Below are 17,926 nucleotides of genomic sequence, written 5' to 3'. Positions count from 1 at the left end.
TACATCGCATGTCCTCGACCTCGCCCTCCACCTCAACATCAACATCCACGCCTCTAAAAATTTTCGTAACGGGAGGCGCCGGCTACATCGGGAGCATCTGCACAGAAGAATTGCTGAATGCTGGCCATAAAGTCATCGTCTTTGATAACCTGACCGAAGGCCATCGAGACGCGGTTGATCCACGAGCAATCTTCATCGAAGGTGATCTAGCCAATCCCTACACCATCCAATCCATGCTGGAAAAACATCGGCCCGATGCCGTAATGCACTTTGCAGCCAGTGCCCTCGTCTCGGAATCCATGCGAAATCCGTCCAAATATTTCCGCAACAATGTAGCCAACGGAATTAACCTTCTCGATGCCATGGTGCAGGCCAACGTTAAGAAAATCATTTTCTCTTCCACCTGCGCAACTTACGGCATCCCCGAAAAAATCCCGATAGACGAGCGTACCCCTCAAAAGCCGATCAATCCCTACGGGCATTCCAAACTCATGTTCGAGCAAATCCTTAAATGGTATGAGCAAATCCACGGCATCATCCATATATCCCTTCGCTATTTCAACGCTGCCGGAGCATCAGAACGCTATGGAGAAGACCATCGAATCGAGACGCATCTCATACCCAACGTCCTTAAAGTCGCACTCGGACAAAAAGATTACGTCGAAATTTATGGCGACAATTATGCAACCCCTGATGGGACGTGTATCCGAGATTTCATACATATTATCGACCTAGCCCAAGCGCACATATTGGCCTTAAACCGCACGCAAAGCGCTGCATACAACGTCGGCACCGGCGAAGGCTACTCCGTCAGGCAAGTCATCGAAGTCGCACGCAAGATCACGGGGCATCCTATTCCCGTGCAAATATGCCCGCCACGCCCTGGAGATCCACCTCGGCTTGTGGCGAGTGCTCACAAAATAGCTGCCGAATTAGGGTGGAAGCCGCGTTACACCAGATTACAGCCGATAATCGAAAGCGCTTGGAAATGGCACCAAGCTCATCCGAATGGTTACGCGCGATAAACTTTATTGCGTGGCAGGCCCGACCCGCGGAGCTTAGTTTAACACCACCCGATAGAAGCGCCGAACGGCGGTAGGAGGCACTGTGGTGTCAGTGAACTGGGTGGTGGAACCTGTTGCAGTGATAGGCGAGCCGAGATTTTGCCAGTTTGGAGTGCTGAGGTTGTCGGTAAATTGCACCTGATAAGTTTTTCCAGCTACGCTTTTCCAGGTGAGTTTGAAGTGATTGTTGGCGAGAGGCTCAATGCTCTCAATAGCCAGAAGAGAATTGGCATCGAGAGGATTGGTGCCCGCCTGACGTTCCTGTTCGTTGGTTAAGCCATCGCCGTCGTTATCAGCATTCATGTCCATTAGTTTGAGGTATTGTGGCTCATAAGGAGCGGTGCTCCAGCCTCCTGGTGTTGTGGGGACGGCGTTTAGGGCTACGTAGATGCCATCGTTGAGGATGCTGTTGCCTGAACGGTTGCTTGGCCAGAGGAAAGTATATGCGCGCTGTGGATTGGAGTTGTTGGGACCGGTGTAGGCAGCGATGTTGATGACATTATAGGAGGCTGTGGGGTTAATTCCGAAGAGGTTACTTCCGTTTTGGGTGACATTGACGTTAAAGGTGCCGGCATTTGGGAAATTATTATTCACGTTGTTACTGTTATTGACGCCAAGATTGACGAAGGCGAAGACGACATCGTAGATGGCCGGGTTGCCATTGGGGACTTCATATTTGGCAACGGAGAAAATTTGCGGATGAGGGTTGCCGTTGGTTTGATTGATGTAGTAGCGGTTGTGTGCGCGGAGGGCGGGGCTCATGGCGCGGGCACGGTTGATAGCAGCGTAGACGGGGTAGAGTTGATCGTTGCCGAAGTCAATGTCGTTCCACAAGGGCATCATAGAGTTGTAGGTTTTGAAATGGGGGATGAATTTGCCAAAATTTTTCTCCATGAGCTCGTAGCCGTAGAATTTAGAGATGCCGAGCTCCTGGCCTGGGAAGATCATCGGTGCGCCTTCGTGAGTTGCGGCGGCAGCATAGTTTGTAAGGGCATGCCATGGACTGTTGTAGCTATCTTCGTCGTGTGACTGGGTGTTGAGAAGGATTAAGCCATAACCGTATGTATTGCGTCGCTCCTCCATCATATTACGAACGTCTGTAGTGCTGATGGATTGTTCAGGCCGTGTGGGGTTGTTGTAGTTTGTGTTTTTGAGCGCAAAGAGAATATTTTCGTTGAGGATGTCAAAGTGTCGGTTGGAGCGGTATCCGGGAGTTCCTTGGCCTGTGCCGCCGTCGAGAGTCTCAGCCATAAAAACGACTGTCGGATCGTGGGAGCGAGCTCGATTGATGATATATTCCCAAGCTTGAGGAGGGAGACCTTGTCCGAAGTCGCAGCGCAATCCGGCGATGCCGTTGTTGGTTTTGTTGAGCCAATAAGGCATGTAGGCGCCAAAATATTGCCATACTTTTTGTGTGATACTGTTGAAATACCCTGGGTCGCTGCCTGTGTCGCCAGAGTAGTTGAACCAATCGCCAGCACTTAAATAATTTCCGTTCTCGGCAGGATTAACCCTGACTAGGGCTGCGTAAACGCCAAAAAATACGTCTTTTACGTCGAGCCATTTTCCGAAGTCACCACGATCAGGAGCCGGGGCTGGTCCCTCTCCAGGCCCGATTCCTGCCTGGCGGCCATAGTTTCCTGTGCGTGAGAAAAACCGCACTTCTTGATTGCGAATTTCTTGAAGGGGCGTGCCGCCGAAGAGCTGAGCGCCGAGGTCACCGAGCTCGACGTCGTGGGCGGTGTGATTGAATGCGGCATCGAGCATGAGTTTGATCCCTTTTTGTTTTGCGGCTGCAGCAAAGGCTAGGAAGGATTGCATCGCTTTTTGACGCTGGACTGTGATGCTGTCTGTAGAATTGTGTTGAGCACTCATGCGGGGCTCAATCTCCCAGAAATTCTTCACGGCGTAGGGAGAGCCTAGGGCGTAGGGGTAATGGACGTTTTCAAATGGGGAACCGTTATTCCATATCCAGGTGCTTGCTTGCGTCCCTGGGTCACGGTTCATGATATCCTGCGCGCTTAAGTGACGGCCGTCTACACCGTAAGGATGGACGGGTTGGAACCAGATCCAGTTTACGCCAAGATTGATGAGGTAATCGAGGTTAAATTGATTAGTGCGATTGGGATTAGTGTGAATGGCGCCGGGGCCGTCCCAGAGGTCTTCCCAAGTGCTTCGAGTGGCGTAAGTCGTGCCAGATGCTTCTTGGTTGAGCACGTTGAGTTCATACATGCGAATGTCTAGGGCTTGTTTGGGGGAGACGACGATGGCGTGATCGCGTTTGCTCCACCAAGTCCAGTTGGTATCTCCCGTGAGTTTCCAGCGAACGGTGAGTCGATAGGCACCTGCTTTGGAGGCATTCAGAGTGAGAGAGTAGTTGCCGCCGGGGCCTGGATTCATTGTGTAAGCTTGGTAGTAGGTGTTGGTATGGGCAGTCGTAATCAGATTACCATCTGGGGGGAAAATGCCGTCGTGAATCCCGTCGTTGTTGGCATCGAGAGCTGCGCGATTGCGATTGTTGAGATTGGTAAAGACTTCGACAGTCTGCACGGGCGAGTTGCCCATGGCGACTTGGACGGTGACGGGGAAAGATTCGTTGAGGGACTCGTCCACAAAGAATTTGGTAGTAGTGTAGTCGGCGTTGACGCCGTTAACGGTGACATGAGGTATCAAGTAAAAGGTTGTGGGGGAAGCTTGAGCCGTGGCTTCGTTGGTGGTTTGTTGATTCCAACCATAGAGAAAGCGTGGTGAGGTGGTGTTGTCGAAATTTGTGCGGATATAATATTGGACGCCCTGGCCTGCCCCGATGCTGGAAAGCGGTATCGAGGCTTTCCAATATTGGTTTTGGTTGATATTCGCGTGCCAAGTCAGGGGAACAGCATTCCAAGTGGTGGTGCCGACCTTGCGCCAGTAGAGGGTGCCGCCGGTTTGGTTCCATCCTCCTGGAGGTTTCCAAAGGCCTTGGTAGATCATGACGCTTGTGTTAGAAAGGGTCGGATTTGTGGGGTCTCGCATCGGAGTGCCAGATAAATCGGTTGTGTTGTCAGGAATGTGCCAGATTGCTCCAGATTGAGCACTGGAGTTGGGCATGCAGACCCAAAAAAATGCCAAGGTGAGTAATAATAATGTGAATAGGAATGAGTATGTGCGGAAGATAGTTAGCATAAGCGAATCGGATTTTAATTATTACTATTGCATGCAGGGTGATATAAGCAAGGGGAAAACGTGGAATGGTTAAATTTTTTTGAAAAAATTGCCATCTTTCTTACGTCTCTTGCATGATGGCTTAGACTTTTTCATAGAATTATTTCGGGACTTTAACTCGTAGGCTGGCGAGCTGGACGAGGAAGCTCTTTGCGGTAACGGTCGAGGACGCCGTTGATGAAACGGCTGGACTGTTCACTGCTAAAACGTTTGGCAATTTCAATCGCCTCATCGATAGAGACAACAGGCGGCACATCCATGCGGTATTTCATTTCATATACCGCGACGCGCAGGATGTTGCGATCTACTTGGGCTATGCGTGGCAGTTCCCAATTATCCACATATTGAGCGATGATTGCATCAAGCTCAGCGATGCGATCCTTCATCCCTCGGATGAGTTCTTCACCATATCCTCGAGCCTTTTCAGCTTGCTCGTGTAGCTCCCAGAAACGTTGCAGTTGGCTTTCAAAGGGACTGTCTGGCTGGGCTTCCCATTGGTAAAAAAACTGCATAGCGGCGATTCTTCCTAGACGTCGCTCGTTCGGCATCGCGGCTTATATAACGAAACGGTTAAAAAAAACGATGTTTTATTCCTTCAGCAACTTCAATACCGCCTCTGCACATTCCTTTCCGCGATCTAGTGAGCCACCGCAGCGGGCACGAGCTTCTTGATGGCTTTTGACGAATAAAACGCCGTGAAGAACAGGAAGATCAAATTTCAAACTTATTGCCATGAGCTGGTCCGTGACGGCGCGCAGTATTTCCATCGCATGAGGGGTCTCCCCTTGCCATATCAAGCCAAATGCTATGATGGCTTTATACTTTCGGCTGCGCGCTGCGCGCTGCACTAAAAGTGGAATTTCAAACGACCCCGGTGCTTCAAAGACATCCACTGGGATTTCGTTCTGGCTCAGGAGATCGCTTGCGCTCCTCACCAGTCGTAGAGTGTATTCGGCATGGTAGATACTCACCACGATGGCAACCGATGGCTTTTTAATTGTGGGCATGTTAAATCAAAAATTACAGAGGACGTTGACTAATCAGCCTCAATCCATAACCCTCTAGCGCGATCACTTTCTTAGGGTGGTTGGTGAGCAGGACAAGCTCGCGCACGCCGAGGTCGTATAAAATCTGGGCTCCTAGACCATAATCTCTTAGGCTTCGGCTTTCCTCGTAGGAAGGGGAGTGGCCTGGCCTGCGAAGATATGGTGAGATCGACGAAAGTTCGCCCCTCGTGCAGCCGCCGCGTCGCAGATAGAGCAACACCCCATTCCTAGCGCGAGCAATTTTGCTCATTGCCTTTTCGAGCGTGGTCGTAGGTTTGCCTCTTGCTGATTGTAGGAATAAATCATTCAACAAATCTTCACTATGCACACGCACCAGCACAGGTTGCTCAGGATCCACCTTTCCTTTGATCATGGCGATATGCTCCTGACCGTCGAGTTTTGAACGGTAAACCTTCATCGTAAAGGTCCCCCAACGTGTTGTGATTTGATCGGTATGAACGCACTCAATCAGACTCTCCTTCTGTCGGCGATAGCGCACAATGTCCCCGATTGAGCACATCTTCAGCCTGTGGAGTTTCTGGAAACGTTTTAGATCCTCTTGTCGAGCCATCGTCCCATCTTCGTTTAATATTTCACAAATGACACCAACGGGCGGTAACCCAGCAAGCAGCATAAGATCTACGGCGGCCTCTGTATGTCCTGCACGCTGAAGCACGCCGCCGGGACGTGCTTGCAGGGGGAAGACATGGCCTGGCTGCACAAAATCTTCGGCGCGCGCTTCAGGACTGGCTAGGAGGCGAATAGTCTTGGCTCGATCTGCTGCACTAATGCCTGTGGTGATACCTTTTGCAGCATCGACTGAGACAGTGAAGTCGGTTTGAAATCCTTCGCGGTTTTGTTCAACCATCGGCCGTAATCTAAGGCTCTCAGCTCTCTCGCGTCGCATCGGGACGCAAATCAATCCACGGCCGTGCCGAGCCATAAAATTAACCGCTTGTGGAGTGACCTTGCTTGCTGCCATGACGAGATCACCTTCATTCTCGCGGTCGACGTCATCCGTCACTATCACCATCTCTCCTTTTCTTAACGCTGATAAGATGTCTTCGATAAGGGAGGGGGCTTCGACAGCACGTTTTTCATTAAGAATTGCAGAAGACTGAGCGGGTGAAGGGACGAGGTTTTTTTTTGTTTTCATCCGTGAGAGTGCTGAGCCGATAAATTACAATCGAGGCAGCACTTTCCAACTCACCATAGTGAAACGAGGGATTCGCCGCGACATTGCAAGGGCCTCGGCGCGTGTCGGGAAAAATAGATCTACCACAATTGCCTCTCGTTCTTCCTTTGTTCGGCCTAAGCGCTGTGCTGCACGGCGTGCTCGCACGGCGCTTCCTGTATCCACCGCCCAGAAGTCCCCGACTCCATGCACTCGGACGACGCTGCCGTATGGAATCACCTGTGGATCTACGGCGCAATGGCCGCGCATGAGTCGCACTCCCGTGGCACTTTGGAGATGCCGAGTGTAATGGTCAGTCCCTCTTCCCTTTGCCCAATAAACGGTGATCCGAGCGAGGTGACTATTTTTTGGAAAGCGGCCGCTTCCCGTTGCCAGTGATGAATTTGTCGTCAGACGTGATCCTTTGGAGCTGATTCGACTGTTGGTTCTTGAATGAAACGACCGCGGCGAGGATGATGAATGTGTAATAGCTTTTTTTAGACAAAGACTTGGATCAAGAATTTGATTGAATTGGCCTACTCCCAATCGTTTATTGGCCACCATTCGGTGATCGAGCAAAGGTCGCCTCCATCCTTGGTTTTTGCTCCGAGTCCTGGCAGAGAAGGTCAACCGATAGCTTTTTTTTGCTGTTCTTTTCTTCGCCTGATACCGCGATCTTTTCTCAGAAGGCTTTTTAGTCACGAGTTTTTTCTTTGTGCTGCCAGATTTTTTTAAAACTTGCGAAGCAGCTTTTTTAGGCTTTTGAGCAGCAGCCTCGGATTTCGCGGGTGCAGAAAATCCAAGCGCAGTCATAAGTAACGCGGCCGCGATTCGATAAGGTAGGCCTACATTGAGGAGCTTCATGGCTTTAACCCTTACGATTTGATGTTGCTTTTAACAATCCTTAACTCTTACAGCAATTCCAAGCTAAAAGAGAGCTAAAGCGTCTGTAGACTCGCAAGAATGATCTGCATACGGCTTTCAAAATAGTCTAGTTCTTCATGATTTATGCAATAAGGCGGCGTGAGCGTCAGCGTATGATGCTCTGCGCCTCCGCTTAAAATCAACATGCCAAGCTTGAGACTCTCACTTATCAGTCGTTGACAAAGTTGGGGTAACGGTTTCCCAGTCATGTCTGCGCAGTCGAGCCCCAGCATCAATCCTTTTCCTCTCGCATTCCGACAAAGGCTGGGATAAGTGGTCGCCAGCCCCTCTAAAATTTTCAATAACCGATCACCCGCTTGGGTTACGCGAACAGGGACATTGGCATCTTCAAGCCCGGAAATCGCAGCGATAGCCATACGGCAGCCTATTGGGTGTCCTAAATGTGTGCTTGTGAAGAGCGCTTCGCCTTGTGAGGGCGGCCAAGCTGCATCCATCAACGAAGCAGGACCTACACAAGCGCCCAGCGGAAATCCTCCTGTGATTGCTTTGCTGAGGCAGATCAGATCTGGCACTGTAGCTGTCCAATCGCATCCGAAACGGCGCCCCGTTCGCCATCCGCCAGTGAAAATTTCGTCCGCTATCAACAGCCAGTCTTTTTCGTCGCAAAGCTCTCGCAGCCGCGGCAGAAACCAGTCGGGCGGGATCCGGCATCCGCCTCGCCCTTGGATCGGCTCGACAATCACTGCGCCGATCCGATCCTGATTTTTTTTGAGTAAGTCTTCAAGGGCTGCTTCCCATGCGGATCGGCAGCTTGTTTGGCATACTGATGGAGATTGTCCGCAGGAATAACAAGTGGGGTAAGGGAGATGAAAAATTTCTGGCAAAATTAGTTTTGAAAACGGTAGACGGAATTCCTGAAGTCCAGTGGCGGATCGAGCGGCTAATGTTAACCCGTGATATCCGCCATCAAAGGCGATCACACCAGGTTTGCCAGTGGCGAGATAGGCTGTCGCTAGGGCCGCTTCTACGGCTTCCGAGCCGGAGTTGGTCAAAATGGTTTTGCCTTCCCCTATCCCCCAGCTTTCATACGTCAAAGCTGAGAGGATGCGGCACAAATCCACCTTAGGCATGTGAGGATGCACATCACCCATGCCGTGGATTAAAAGCGATGCCTGATGCTGTATAGCTTCCACTACCGCTTGTGGAGTAAAACCGTTACCGGCGACTCCGAAAGCGCTTGTGAAATCCAAGTAGCGGTTGCCGTCTACGTCCCACACATTGGCCCATCGCGCCCGTTCCCAAAAAATTGGAAATTCTGGGCTCAGAAACGTTATATTGCGGCATTCATAACGTGCCAACGTCTCTGCTAAAGCCTTGCTTCGCGGCCCAGGAATCGAAGTGACGAGGTGCGGCAGCATGAAGCCGATGGTAGAGGCAAACTCTGCAACTCACTTTTTGAGCTCAGAAATGAGAGCCGCTAAGCGGTAATCCTTTTCAGTAATTCGGTGACCTGCATCGTGAGTGATCAGAGTGAGGTGCACCTTGTTCCAACGAATGTCTATGTCGGGGTGATGATTTTCGTTTTCTGCGACTTGAGCCACAGCGTTTACGAAAGCCATCGCACTTTGAAAATCTTTGAAAACGAAAGTGCCTTTGAGGCCGTCCGATGTCTCTTGCCAAGGGGTCGGGATTGAGGGTTTCATAATCGTGGATTTGCTTTCTGATTTCAACTTAAGCACCGTTCACACAAAAGTCTATGGATTATCGAGGAAGCATGTGCTTTGTGCGCTATAGGCTGTGTCTTCGTTTGCACGGCCTGTAGCTTGACGGAATAAAAGTTTTTGCTAGCTCGCAAACTATGGCCAATACACGTTCAGCAGCTAAGCAAGCCCGTAAAGCTTTGCGTCGCCGAGCTATCAATCGAATCATCAAGAACAAAGCGCGCTCCGCGGAAAAGCAGTTTCGCGCTTTGATCAAAAGCGGCAAAAAGGAAGAAGCTCAGAAGTTATTCCCCCTCGTGCAGTCTGCTTTAGATAAAGCCGTTAAAAAAGGCACCTTGCATAGAAACAACGCTAACCGCAGAAAAGCGCGTCTGGCAGCTCTGTTGGCTAAATAAGATTTTCAGGTGTGTTTCTGGCTATTGCGCCAATTATGGCGTGAGGACGCGGATATTTTCAATCTCATCCACGAATATTTGTAGCCTTCCCTCAAACTCACTGACCTTACCAGTGTATTCAATATCCTTACCAACGAGTTTCTCCAAAGCTTGTTGCTGGTCCTCCTCGAGGAAACGTTGTGCTCGGATGACCAGTGCCAGAGCTTTGCGGTAGTCTTGGTCAAAATTTAAGTAAAACAATGTGCCGGCTTTATTTTTGCCCCAGCGTTCAGCTCGTCCTTTCACCGTTACGCGACGCCCTATCTGTGCGCGCAATCCCTCTAGGTCTCGTGGGTCAAAATGCTGAACCGAAGATTTTTCAGCCTGTGGGTTGGAAGGCTCGGTGGCAGTTGTTTGCGGAGTCGCTGAAGGGGGAGCCTGCTGGCTTATGCTGGGCACAGAAGGCACCGATGCTTGGTTAGGCGCCGGAGTTGCAGTGGTTTTTGAGTTTGTATGATAGAACCAAAAACCGATTGCGGCGACCAAGGCCAGTGCGGTAAGGCTCCAAGTCCAAAATATCGCAGAACGATTTTCCGTTCCTACTGGGGATGCAGCTACAGGAGCGGATGGGCGGGTTTGTTGAGCAGAGGCATGTGTATAATTGGGTTTTCCGCTTGGACTTTTGTGTTGCGTCTGGCTACTGCCACCCAGCAGTGAATTCAGGCTTTGAAGAGCAAGGGCTGCAGAGGAAGGACGCTGGTCTGGGGATAAACTCATAAGTTGCTCAACCCATTGGGCAAGGGGAGCAGCGAGATCGGGACGAAGTTGGAGCAAGGGCACGAAACGATGCTCCAAATGAGCTTGCATCACTTCATCCACGCTGTCTCCGTCGAAAGCGCGTCTGCCAGTTAAACAGAAATAGCCGATACATCCCAGAGCATATAAATCAGCCCGCGCGTCAATTGTGCCGCCCTGACATTGCTCGGGAGCCATGTAATAGACGGAGCCAAACAGTGATCCGCTTGCATCTACAGATTGGATCCGCGCTCCCTTCAAAAACCCGGCCAAACCAAAATCCAAAATCTTTGCCTGAAACCGGCCGCTGGGTAACTTTGTGATCATGATATTGCCTGGCTTTAGATCTCGGTGGATAAGCGTTTTTTGATGAGCAGCGATGAGGCCTTCCAGGATTTGTTTCATCAGCTCAATGAAATCTTTTTCTGACAACGCGCCGTTGCGCTCTACGTAAGCCTCTAGCGTCTCACCGTCCAAATACTCCATCACGACGTAGCTGCCGGCTTCGTCACGTCCAAAATCATAGACGGTGACAATATGCGGATGCGAAAAAGATGCGAGCCTCATCGCCTCTTGCCATGCTGTCAGAGAAGCGGTGTTGTCAAGTGTGCCACTGGGCGTCGTGACGCGCTTGATCGCAACCCACCGTTGAAGTTGGTTATCCCAAGCTTTATATACTTCACCTAGGCCTCCCTCCCCGATCTTTTCAAAATGGCTATAGCGCGGCTCACTCGTAGGATCTTCCGTTGCCATAAATGATTTTTTAACTTTTCTTTCTCAACATCGCAAGTGACCATATCGTCATCAAGATGGCGAAAACGTCACACCTCATTGCGCTTGCATAACCTACTCTTCTCCGTCCATAAACGATTGCCGTTAGGCAAAACTCATGTCGCCGAATGGTCCTCTGAATTCTCAGAACTGGAGCCGGCTTGATCAACGTTATCTCTGGCATCCATTCACGCCAAATAATTCGTGGCTCGACCCTAATTACGAGCCGCTCTGTATCGTATCGAGCCGCGGCCGCACACTGATCGCTGAAGATGGTCGGACTTTTCTCGACGGAAACAGCTCTATTTGGACAAATATTCACGGGCACAATCATCCTGAAATTTTGCGTGCTATCATCGATCAGCTTCATCAACTCGATCATCTTTCATTTCTCGGCCAGACTCATCCTGCTGCGATTGAATTGGCCGTTGCGCTTTCAGAGCGCGTCTCAGGCGGACAACACCGCGTCTTCTACTCAAGCGATGGCTCGTCAGCCGTCGAAGCTGCTCTTAAAATTGCATACCAAGCCTGGCAACAATCAACGCAGCCGCAGCGCCGCCGATTCATCACTTTTCAAGGTAGCTACCATGGCGACACCGTAGGCGCGATGAGCTTGGGTGGCTCTGAGGCCATGCATGAACCTTTTCGACCGTTGCTCTTTGACTCCAGAAAAGTGATGGCGCCGGCATGTTACCGTTGCCCGCACAATATCGCACCGTTTTCCCCCTATGACGCGCGGCTCTCGCGTCAATGTGAGTGGCAATGCATCGAGCAGCTTGAAGAGGCCGTCGCTCAAGAAAATGATCAACTTGCTGCGGTGATCATGGAGCCGCGCGTGCAAGGTGCTGCGGGCATGTGGATGCATCCGCATGGTTACCTCTCCCGTGCACGGCCTATTATTGAGGCTTCCGGAGCTTATTGGATTTTGGATGAAATTCTCACAGGCTTTGGTCGCACAGGAACCCTTTTTGCATTTGAGCAAGAAATCACCCCGCCTTCGATCCTAGTGCTTGGGAAAGGGCTCAGTGGGGGGACGATGCCGATCGCAGCTACACTTGTGCGTGAAGAGATTTTTCAGAAATTCAACGGGCCTTTTCATCATACTTTTTTTCACGGCCACAGTTACAGCGGCCATCCGCCGAGTTGTGCGGCTGCCCTAGCTAATCTGCGGTTGTTTGAAAAAGAAAAAACATTGTCACGACTGCAGCCGCTAATCGATCAAATGCGCGAGGAATCTCAGCGTTTTTGGCGTCATCCCAACGTCGGGGATGTCCGCCAGGAGGGCTTTATATTGGCCATCGAGCTCGTTCAAAATCGCCATACCAAAGAATCTTTTCCGACGGAGGCGCGTCTGGCTTACCATATTTGCGAGCGAGCCCGTCAGTATGGTCTTCTCACTCGTGGCATACACGCTACGTTGATCTTGATTCCGCCGTTGACGACGCTTCCGGATGAGCTTAGCCGAATGATTGATGCTTTGTGGCGAGCTTTGGTAGAAGTCTTACCTTTTGACGTTCAGGCAGCCTGAGGCTGTAGCTTGGGGAATCATTCTAAACAGCCACGGGGGCAGGTATGGCGGGATGATGTTGATAGTTGCTGAGCAGAATGTGCTCGTAGCGTAGCTCATCAATCTCGCGGACTTCACTGGCGATTCTCAGTTGAGGAGGGGGAAACGACGATCGTGCAAGCTGAATTTTAGCTTGTTCCAAGTGATTCGTGTATAAGTGGAGGTCTCCGAAGGTATGAATGAATTCTCCGACCTCATATCCGCATAGATGAGCCAATATGTGGGTCAAGAGTGCGTATGAGGCAATATTAAACGGCACACCCAAGAACAAATCCGCGCTGCGTTGATACAATTGTGCAGAAAGACGCCCTTTATGAACGTAAAACTGGCATAGGACGTGGCACGGTGCTAGGGCCATTTTCGGTAGGTCGGCTGGATTCCAAGCTGTGAGCAGATGACGTCGTGAATACGGATCGCGTCGCAACTGATCTATTAACTCGCGAATTTGATCCACTTCCCCTCCTGAAGCTTTTTTCCAGTGACGCCACTGTGCTCCATATACGGGGCCGAGATCACCGTCTTCGTCTGCCCATTCATCCCAGATCGTGACGCCGACTGCTTGTAAGGAGCGGACGTTTGTCTCCCCTCTCAAAAACCAAAGTAACTCATGGGCGATAGATTTGAAATGGACTTTTTTAGTCGTGATCAAGGGGAACCCGATTCGCAAGTCGAATCGCACCTGAGTGCCAAAGAGTGAAAGAGTGCCGACACCCGTCCGGTCTGGTCGAGGGTGGCCGTTGTCTAAGACATTGCGCAAGAGCTGATGGTAAATCTCATCGTGTGGGTTGAGAGAAGTAGATGCCATCGCTGTATGATACAACCAGTTTCCCCCTGCCTCTACAAGTAAGTAACCTTGTCGGGCTTTTACAGAAAGCTATTTATGAGACATGGAAGTGACGTGCTATGGCGCGGCGGGTGAGGTGACGGGATCATGTTTTCATCTTCGTACGAAGCAAGCGGACGTTTTGATTGATTGCGGTCTTTTTCAAAGCGGGGATGATGCGACGCAAAAAAATATCATCCCCGATTCGATCGCAGGGAAGAGGTTAGATGGCGTGGTGTTGACCCATGCGCATCTGGATCATGTGGGGCGATTGCCGTTGCTAGTAAAAACTGGCTACGACAGGCCAATCTACGGCACATCGGCAACGCTAGAATTAGTTGAGCTTGTCTTGACAGACGCTGCTAAAGTGCAGGCACAGGATACTCTCCGCCTCAATCGCCGGCTGGAGCGAGCGGGGCGGCCGCTGCAAACGCCTTTGTTTACAATGGAAGACGTCGCGCGAGTGGTGCAGCTGCTGCGGCCGCTTGACTATCGTCACCCTGTGAACATTGCCGAGGGTGTGACGGTAAGTCTACGAGAAGCTGGCCATATATTGGGTAGCGCAAGTGTGGAGGTGAGAGCGGAAGGGCGGACAGTAGTTTTTTCAGGCGACATTGGCCCTCGTAATCTTCCTCTTTTAAAGGATCCGGAGCCTTATGAGTGTGCGGATGGGGTGTTTATGGAGAGCACATATGGCGATCGAGATCATAAGCCGATCGAGGTGACTACGGAGGAATTCAAGAATATCGTTCTCTCTACTCTCACACGGAGGGGCAAGGTGTTGGTGCCTTCATTTGCGGTCGGTCGGACCCAGCAGCTTCTTTATTATCTGGCGGAGTTGATGGTAAGTGAGCAGCTCGAGGGAGTGCCTATCTTTGTAGATAGTCCTATGGCTGCACGGGCCACGGATATTTATCAACGGCATGCTTATTTGTTTGACGAGTGCACGCAAAGGCTCACGGATTTAGGGGCTGTGGACGCGCTTTGGAAGCAAGTCCAATTTACGCAGACGCCTGAGGAATCCATGGCTATCAACCATGTCGAAGGGCCTGCTATCATCATCGCGGGGTCAGGGATGTGTCAGGCCGGCAGGATTCTTCATCACCTTAAACATCATCTCTGGAGGGAGGAGACGAGCGTAATCATCGTGGGATATCAAGTGAAAGGTAGCTTAGGTCGCCGTCTGGTGGATGGAGAAAAGAGGGTGCGGATTTTGGGGGAAGAGATCGCTGTAAGGGCCTCGATTCACACCCTGGGAGGGTTTAGTGCGCATGCAGGGCAGACTGAACTTGTGGACTGGTTTAAGAAGTTGCTGCCCTGTCATCCGCGGGCTGTTTTAGTGCATGGAGAGGCAGTGGCTCGGGAGGCTTTGCGGGAATCATTGAAGAGTGCAGGTGCGCCGGAGGTAATCTTGCCTGAATTGGGGAGCAGGATTGAGTTTTGAGGTTCTCTGCGGGCGAAGAGAATCGAACTCTCACCTCAGGCTTGGGAAGCCCACGTTCTACCACTAAACTACGCCCGCGACGTGTTAAATTATGGGTGAGAGAGGCCTATGGAATCAAGTTTTTTGTGGGCGTCGATGCCGTAAAAACTTGCGTGTTGTGCGTTTTGCATTAGATTGACGTTTCTATGGCAGATATCAAGAACCGTTATCCGGAGAATGTTCCCGGTCGTTATTATGTAGATAGTAACTGCATAGACTGTGACCTTTGTCGTGAGACGGCTCCTAAGAATTTCACTCGTCAAGACGACGGGGGATATTCTTATGTTTACAAGCAGCCTGAAACTCCTGAGGAGGAAGAGGAGTGCAAGCAAGCTATGGAAGGTTGTCCTGTCGAGGCGATCGGGAATGATGGGGCTTGATGGCTCTGAAGCCAGGGGTGTTGTTGGGCTTTTTAATTCATTATTTGGTTTTGTTTGTTTGTTTTAAGAGGTGGCTTATCGGGCTAGGTGGTAGTTTTTTAGTGGGAAAGGGGACAGAAGGCTGTAGGGCTTTCTGCTGCTCGGTGCTGCACGTTGCAGTTTTTTCGAATGGTTCGAGGTGGTTGTTTCTTTGACGTGTAGGGAGGTTAAAACTCTTTCAAATTTAGCGCTAGGAGGAACTCGACGTTGTTTTTCGTTTTCTTGAGACGCTGCAAGAGGACTTCCATGCCTTCTGTGGGTGGGAGGGAGGCGAGGGCTCGCCGTAGCACATGGATGCGTGGCAACTCATCTGGGTGGTAGAGGAGCTCTTCTCTGCGGGTGCCGCTTTTGGGGATGTTGATGGCAGGGTAGATGCGCTTGTCTACGAGAGCGCGGTCGAGATGGATCTCCATGTTGCCGGTGCCTTTGAATTCTTCGAAGATGAAGTCGTCCATTTTAGAGCCTGTATCTACGAGGGCTGTAGCGATGATGGTTATGGAGCCGCCTTCTTCGATATTTCGCGCGGCACCGAAGATGCGTTTGGGTTTTTGAAATGCATTGGCGTCGATACCACCGGTGAGAATTTTTCCGCTGTGGGGTTGGACGGTGTTGTAGGCGCGAGCGAGACGTGTGATGGAGTCGAGGAGGATGACGACGTCTTTTTTGTTTTCGGCTAGTCGTTTGGCGCGCTCGATGGTCATTTCTGCGACTTGGATGTGTCGCTCAGGTGGCTCGTCAAATGTGGCGGAGATGACTTCGCCTTTGACGGATCGCTCCATGTCGGTGACTTCTTCTGGGCGCTCATCTACGAGGAGCACTATGAGGATGGCTTCGGGGTGATTTTCGGAAATGGCGTTGGCGATCTTTTGTAGGAGGACGGTTTTGCCTGTGCGGGGTGGGGCGACGATTAAACCGCGTTGGCCAAAACCAATTGGGGTGATGAGGTCCATGGCACGCATGGAGAGGTCACCGTTTTTGCCTTCAAGGATGATGCGGCGGTTGGGGAAGAGCGGTTTTAGGTTATCGAAGAAAACGCGGTTGCGGACGAGCTCTGGGTCTTCGTTTTCGATGAGATCGACACGGATGAGGGAGAAGTAACGTTCCCGTTCTTTTGGGGGACGGATTGGGCCGGAAATTGTGTGGCCTTTTTTGAGGCCGTAGCGCTTTACGACTTGGCTAGGGACGTAGATATCTTCAGGTGTGGCGAGGTAGTTGTAGGAGGGGGAGCGAAGGAAGCCGTAGCCGTCGGGGTAGATGTCGAGCACGCCTGATCCGAATATGGGTCCGTTGCGAGCGGCGTTGCGGCGGAGTATCTCAAAGATCAAATCGCTTTTGCGTATCATGCCGGCGTTTTCGATGGCATATTCAGCGGCTAGGGCGCGAAGCTCGTTGAAAGGCTTAGCTTGCAACTCGCTTAGATGTAGTGGAGGGCCGGGAGGTAAGGGTGGAGGGGGAGGGGCCGATGAAGGCTCTGAGTCTTGAGGGGTCGCTGGTGTAGAAGGCTCAGATGTGGGGGGAGGGAGATTTTCTGGGACAGAGGGGGTAGTTAGTGAACTTGTTTGTGGGGTTTGTTCTGGCGAAACCGGTGGCGGCGCGGACGGCGTTGCGCTTTCCTCTGGGGTTGACTTTGGTGTAGGAGATTCTGAGATGGGGTCGGCAGTGGTGGTCTCTGTGGTGGTCTCCGTTGTAGCAGTAGTAGCGGGAGCGGAGGCCGATGGGAGGTATTCTTCAGGAGGCTGTTCGTAATCGTGTTCGTCTAAAGGGGGGGGGTAGTATTCAGAATTGGAGTCACGGTTTCTTAGAGAGCGGCGATAACGGCGACGACGATAGTTGTTGTTAGGCATAGTTTTTTTGGGGATGGAGTATTGAAAACTTCACTGATGAATTAAATTTGGGATTGAAAAACGTTTATCTGCATGTGGAGAGTTTCCAACGAGCCGTCGTTCCAGATGACGCAATCGGCACGTGTGATTTTTTCTTGTAGGGGCCACTGAGCTTTGAGGCGTGCTTGGATGGCAGATTCTGTGAGGCCGCGTTGGATGAGGCGATGTTTTTGGATAGCAAGGGATGCTGCGACAACGAGGATAGCGTCAAAAGGTGCAACGAAATCGATTTCATAAAGGAGCGGCACTACGACGAGCAGGGGGGTTGAGGCTTGGTGGGCTCGGTGATGTTCGATTTGAGTGAGGAGGTTAGCACAGATGTTAGGATGGGTAAGTTTGTTGAGGAGTTGCAATTCCTCTGGATGTGCGAAGACTTTTTCAGCTAGGGCTGAACGATTAATTTCTAAATTGTCTTTTAGAATACTTGTGCCGAAGTTGTCAACGATTAATTTCCAGTTTATTTGGCCTGGCGCCATCAACTCATGGGCGATGGTGTCAGCATCAAGAATTTTCCAGCCCATTTTTTTGAGCATTTCAGCAGCGGTGCTTTTGCCGCAGGCGATTCCACCGGTCAGCCCCCAGATACGTTTTTTCATACAGCAGGGGGGATACTAGATATCTGAAAAAAGGATCGCCAATCTTTTCCCGACCGCTTGATGCAACTCCTTCTTGAAACTCTTCTTGAACCTCGCCACTCTAGCGGTTCTAGATTTAAAG

16 protein-coding genes and 1 tRNA gene are annotated in these 17,926 nt (G+C 51.0%); 5 read left to right on the top strand and 12 right to left on the bottom strand.

Features of this window, described 5'->3' with window-relative positions; translation table 11 throughout:
- Positions 1 to 8 precede the first annotated feature (8 nt).
- Positions 9 to 1,025: a UDP-glucose 4-epimerase GalE gene (galE, locus tag NZM04_09215; protein MCS7064202.1), complete on the top strand. Its 1,017-nt coding sequence runs from the start codon at positions 9 to 11 to the stop codon at positions 1,023 to 1,025.
- A 33-nt stretch (positions 1,026 to 1,058) separates the two neighbouring features.
- On the opposite strand, the gene NZM04_09210 is transcribed toward galE, so the two are convergent.
- From NZM04_09210 to NZM04_09180, 7 genes are all read right to left on the bottom strand, one after another.
- A complete protein-coding gene (locus tag NZM04_09210) occupies positions 1,059 to 4,154 on the bottom strand; it encodes a hypothetical protein (protein MCS7064201.1) in 3,096 nt (1,031 codons plus the stop codon).
- 227 nt (positions 4,155 to 4,381) lie between these two features.
- A complete protein-coding gene (gene nusB, locus NZM04_09205) occupies positions 4,382 to 4,816 on the bottom strand; it encodes a transcription antitermination factor NusB (GenBank protein MCS7064200.1) in 435 nt (144 codons plus the stop codon).
- A 39-nt stretch (positions 4,817 to 4,855) separates the two neighbouring features.
- A complete protein-coding gene (locus NZM04_09200; protein MCS7064199.1) occupies positions 4,856 to 5,275 on the bottom strand; it encodes a 6,7-dimethyl-8-ribityllumazine synthase in 420 nt (139 codons plus the stop codon).
- A gap of 13 nt (positions 5,276 to 5,288) precedes the next feature.
- Complete coding sequence (ribB, locus tag NZM04_09195; protein ID MCS7064198.1) at positions 5,289 to 6,470, bottom strand: 3,4-dihydroxy-2-butanone-4-phosphate synthase; 1,182 nt, start codon at positions 6,468 to 6,470, stop codon at positions 5,289 to 5,291.
- A gap of 24 nt (positions 6,471 to 6,494) precedes the next feature.
- A complete protein-coding gene (locus NZM04_09190) occupies positions 6,495 to 7,352 on the bottom strand; it encodes a 3D domain-containing protein (protein MCS7064197.1) in 858 nt (285 codons plus the stop codon).
- Positions 7,353 to 7,426: 74 nt separating this feature from the next.
- Complete coding sequence (locus NZM04_09185) at positions 7,427 to 8,791, bottom strand: aminotransferase class III-fold pyridoxal phosphate-dependent enzyme (GenBank protein MCS7064196.1); 1,365 nt, start codon at positions 8,789 to 8,791, stop codon at positions 7,427 to 7,429.
- A gap of 30 nt (positions 8,792 to 8,821) precedes the next feature.
- Complete coding sequence (locus tag NZM04_09180; GenBank protein ID MCS7064195.1) at positions 8,822 to 9,076, bottom strand: 4a-hydroxytetrahydrobiopterin dehydratase; 255 nt, start codon at positions 9,074 to 9,076, stop codon at positions 8,822 to 8,824.
- A gap of 155 nt (positions 9,077 to 9,231) precedes the next feature.
- On the opposite strand from NZM04_09180, the gene rpsT reads away from it, so the two are divergent.
- Positions 9,232 to 9,489 carry a 30S ribosomal protein S20 gene (gene rpsT / locus NZM04_09175; GenBank protein MCS7064194.1) on the top strand — a complete coding sequence of 86 codons (258 nt, stop codon included), beginning with the start codon at positions 9,232 to 9,234 and terminating at the stop codon, positions 9,487 to 9,489.
- A 33-nt stretch (positions 9,490 to 9,522) separates the two neighbouring features.
- Here the strand turns inward: rpsT and NZM04_09170 are convergent, their stop codons facing one another.
- The gene (locus tag NZM04_09170) at positions 9,523 to 11,016 is read right to left on the bottom strand and encodes a protein kinase (GenBank protein ID MCS7064193.1); all 1,494 of its coding nucleotides are present in this window, start codon (positions 11,014 to 11,016) and stop codon (positions 9,523 to 9,525) included.
- A 136-nt stretch (positions 11,017 to 11,152) separates the two neighbouring features.
- Between NZM04_09170 and bioA the strand changes: the two genes are divergently transcribed.
- Positions 11,153 to 12,562, top strand: coding sequence for an adenosylmethionine--8-amino-7-oxononanoate transaminase (gene bioA / locus NZM04_09165; protein ID MCS7064192.1), 1,410 nt, complete (start codon positions 11,153 to 11,155; stop codon positions 12,560 to 12,562).
- 22 nt (positions 12,563 to 12,584) lie between these two features.
- Here the strand turns inward: bioA and NZM04_09160 are convergent, their stop codons facing one another.
- A complete protein-coding gene (locus tag NZM04_09160) occupies positions 12,585 to 13,406 on the bottom strand; it encodes a thymidylate synthase (GenBank protein MCS7064191.1) in 822 nt (273 codons plus the stop codon).
- A gap of 82 nt (positions 13,407 to 13,488) precedes the next feature.
- Between NZM04_09160 and NZM04_09155 the strand changes: the two genes are divergently transcribed.
- Positions 13,489 to 14,868: an MBL fold metallo-hydrolase gene (locus NZM04_09155; GenBank protein ID MCS7064190.1), complete on the top strand. Its 1,380-nt coding sequence runs from the start codon at positions 13,489 to 13,491 to the stop codon at positions 14,866 to 14,868.
- A 7-nt stretch (positions 14,869 to 14,875) separates the two neighbouring features.
- Here NZM04_09155 and NZM04_09150 read toward each other — a convergent pair.
- Positions 14,876 to 14,946: transfer RNA gene (locus NZM04_09150), tRNA-Gly, on the bottom strand.
- A gap of 107 nt (positions 14,947 to 15,053) precedes the next feature.
- Between NZM04_09150 and NZM04_09145 the strand changes: the two genes are divergently transcribed.
- Positions 15,054 to 15,287 (top strand): ferredoxin, encoded by a 234-nt coding sequence (locus NZM04_09145; GenBank protein MCS7064189.1) that lies wholly within the window; start codon positions 15,054 to 15,056, stop codon positions 15,285 to 15,287.
- Positions 15,288 to 15,493: 206 nt separating this feature from the next.
- Here the strand turns inward: NZM04_09145 and rho are convergent, their stop codons facing one another.
- Both rho and coaE read right to left on the bottom strand, forming a co-directional pair.
- Entirely contained in the window at positions 15,494 to 16,735 is a 1,242-nt protein-coding gene (rho, locus tag NZM04_09140) for a transcription termination factor Rho (GenBank protein MCS7064188.1), read from the bottom strand.
- Positions 16,736 to 17,211: 476 nt separating this feature from the next.
- Positions 17,212 to 17,805 (bottom strand): dephospho-CoA kinase, encoded by a 594-nt coding sequence (gene coaE, locus NZM04_09135; GenBank protein MCS7064187.1) that lies wholly within the window; start codon positions 17,803 to 17,805, stop codon positions 17,212 to 17,214.
- Between the last annotated feature and the right edge of the window lie 121 nt (positions 17,806 to 17,926).

This window comes from Candidatus Methylacidiphilales bacterium (assembly GCA_025056655.1).
Taxonomy (GTDB): domain Bacteria; phylum Verrucomicrobiota; class Verrucomicrobiia; order Methylacidiphilales; family JANWVL01; genus JANWVL01.
The sequence above is the reverse complement of the archived record's forward strand: the minus strand, read 5'-3'. Positions and strand labels throughout refer to the sequence as shown.

Bases quoted from the DNA above. Each gene is read 5' to 3' on its own strand.
- galE (MCS7064202.1), top strand. From the start codon at position 9: ATGTCCTCGACCTCGCCCTCCACCTCAACATCAACATCCACGCCTCTA.
- NZM04_09210 (MCS7064201.1), bottom strand. From the start codon at position 4,154: ATGCCCAACTCCAGTGCTCAATCTGGAGCAATCTGGCACATTCCTGAC.
- nusB (MCS7064200.1), bottom strand. From the start codon at position 4,816: ATGCCGAACGAGCGACGTCTAGGAAGAATCGCCGCTATGCAGTTTTTT.
- NZM04_09200 (MCS7064199.1), bottom strand. From the start codon at position 5,275: ATGCCCACAATTAAAAAGCCATCGGTTGCCATCGTGGTGAGTATCTAC.
- ribB (MCS7064198.1), bottom strand. From the start codon at position 6,470: ATGAAAACAAAAAAAAACCTCGTCCCTTCACCCGCTCAGTCTTCTGCA.
- NZM04_09190 (MCS7064197.1), bottom strand. From the start codon at position 7,352: ATGAAGCTCCTCAATGTAGGCCTACCTTATCGAATCGCGGCCGCGTTA.
- NZM04_09185 (MCS7064196.1), bottom strand. From the start codon at position 8,791: ATGCTGCCGCACCTCGTCACTTCGATTCCTGGGCCGCGAAGCAAGGCT.
- NZM04_09180 (MCS7064195.1), bottom strand. From the start codon at position 9,076: ATGAAACCCTCAATCCCGACCCCTTGGCAAGAGACATCGGACGGCCTC.
- rpsT (MCS7064194.1), top strand. From the start codon at position 9,232: ATGGCCAATACACGTTCAGCAGCTAAGCAAGCCCGTAAAGCTTTGCGT.
- NZM04_09170 (MCS7064193.1), bottom strand. From the start codon at position 11,016: ATGGCAACGGAAGATCCTACGAGTGAGCCGCGCTATAGCCATTTTGAA.
- bioA (MCS7064192.1), top strand. From the start codon at position 11,153: ATGTCGCCGAATGGTCCTCTGAATTCTCAGAACTGGAGCCGGCTTGAT.
- NZM04_09160 (MCS7064191.1), bottom strand. From the start codon at position 13,406: ATGGCATCTACTTCTCTCAACCCACACGATGAGATTTACCATCAGCTC.
- NZM04_09155 (MCS7064190.1), top strand. From the start codon at position 13,489: ATGGAAGTGACGTGCTATGGCGCGGCGGGTGAGGTGACGGGATCATGT.
- NZM04_09145 (MCS7064189.1), top strand. From the start codon at position 15,054: ATGGCAGATATCAAGAACCGTTATCCGGAGAATGTTCCCGGTCGTTAT.
- coaE (MCS7064187.1), bottom strand. From the start codon at position 17,805: ATGAAAAAACGTATCTGGGGGCTGACCGGTGGAATCGCCTGCGGCAAA.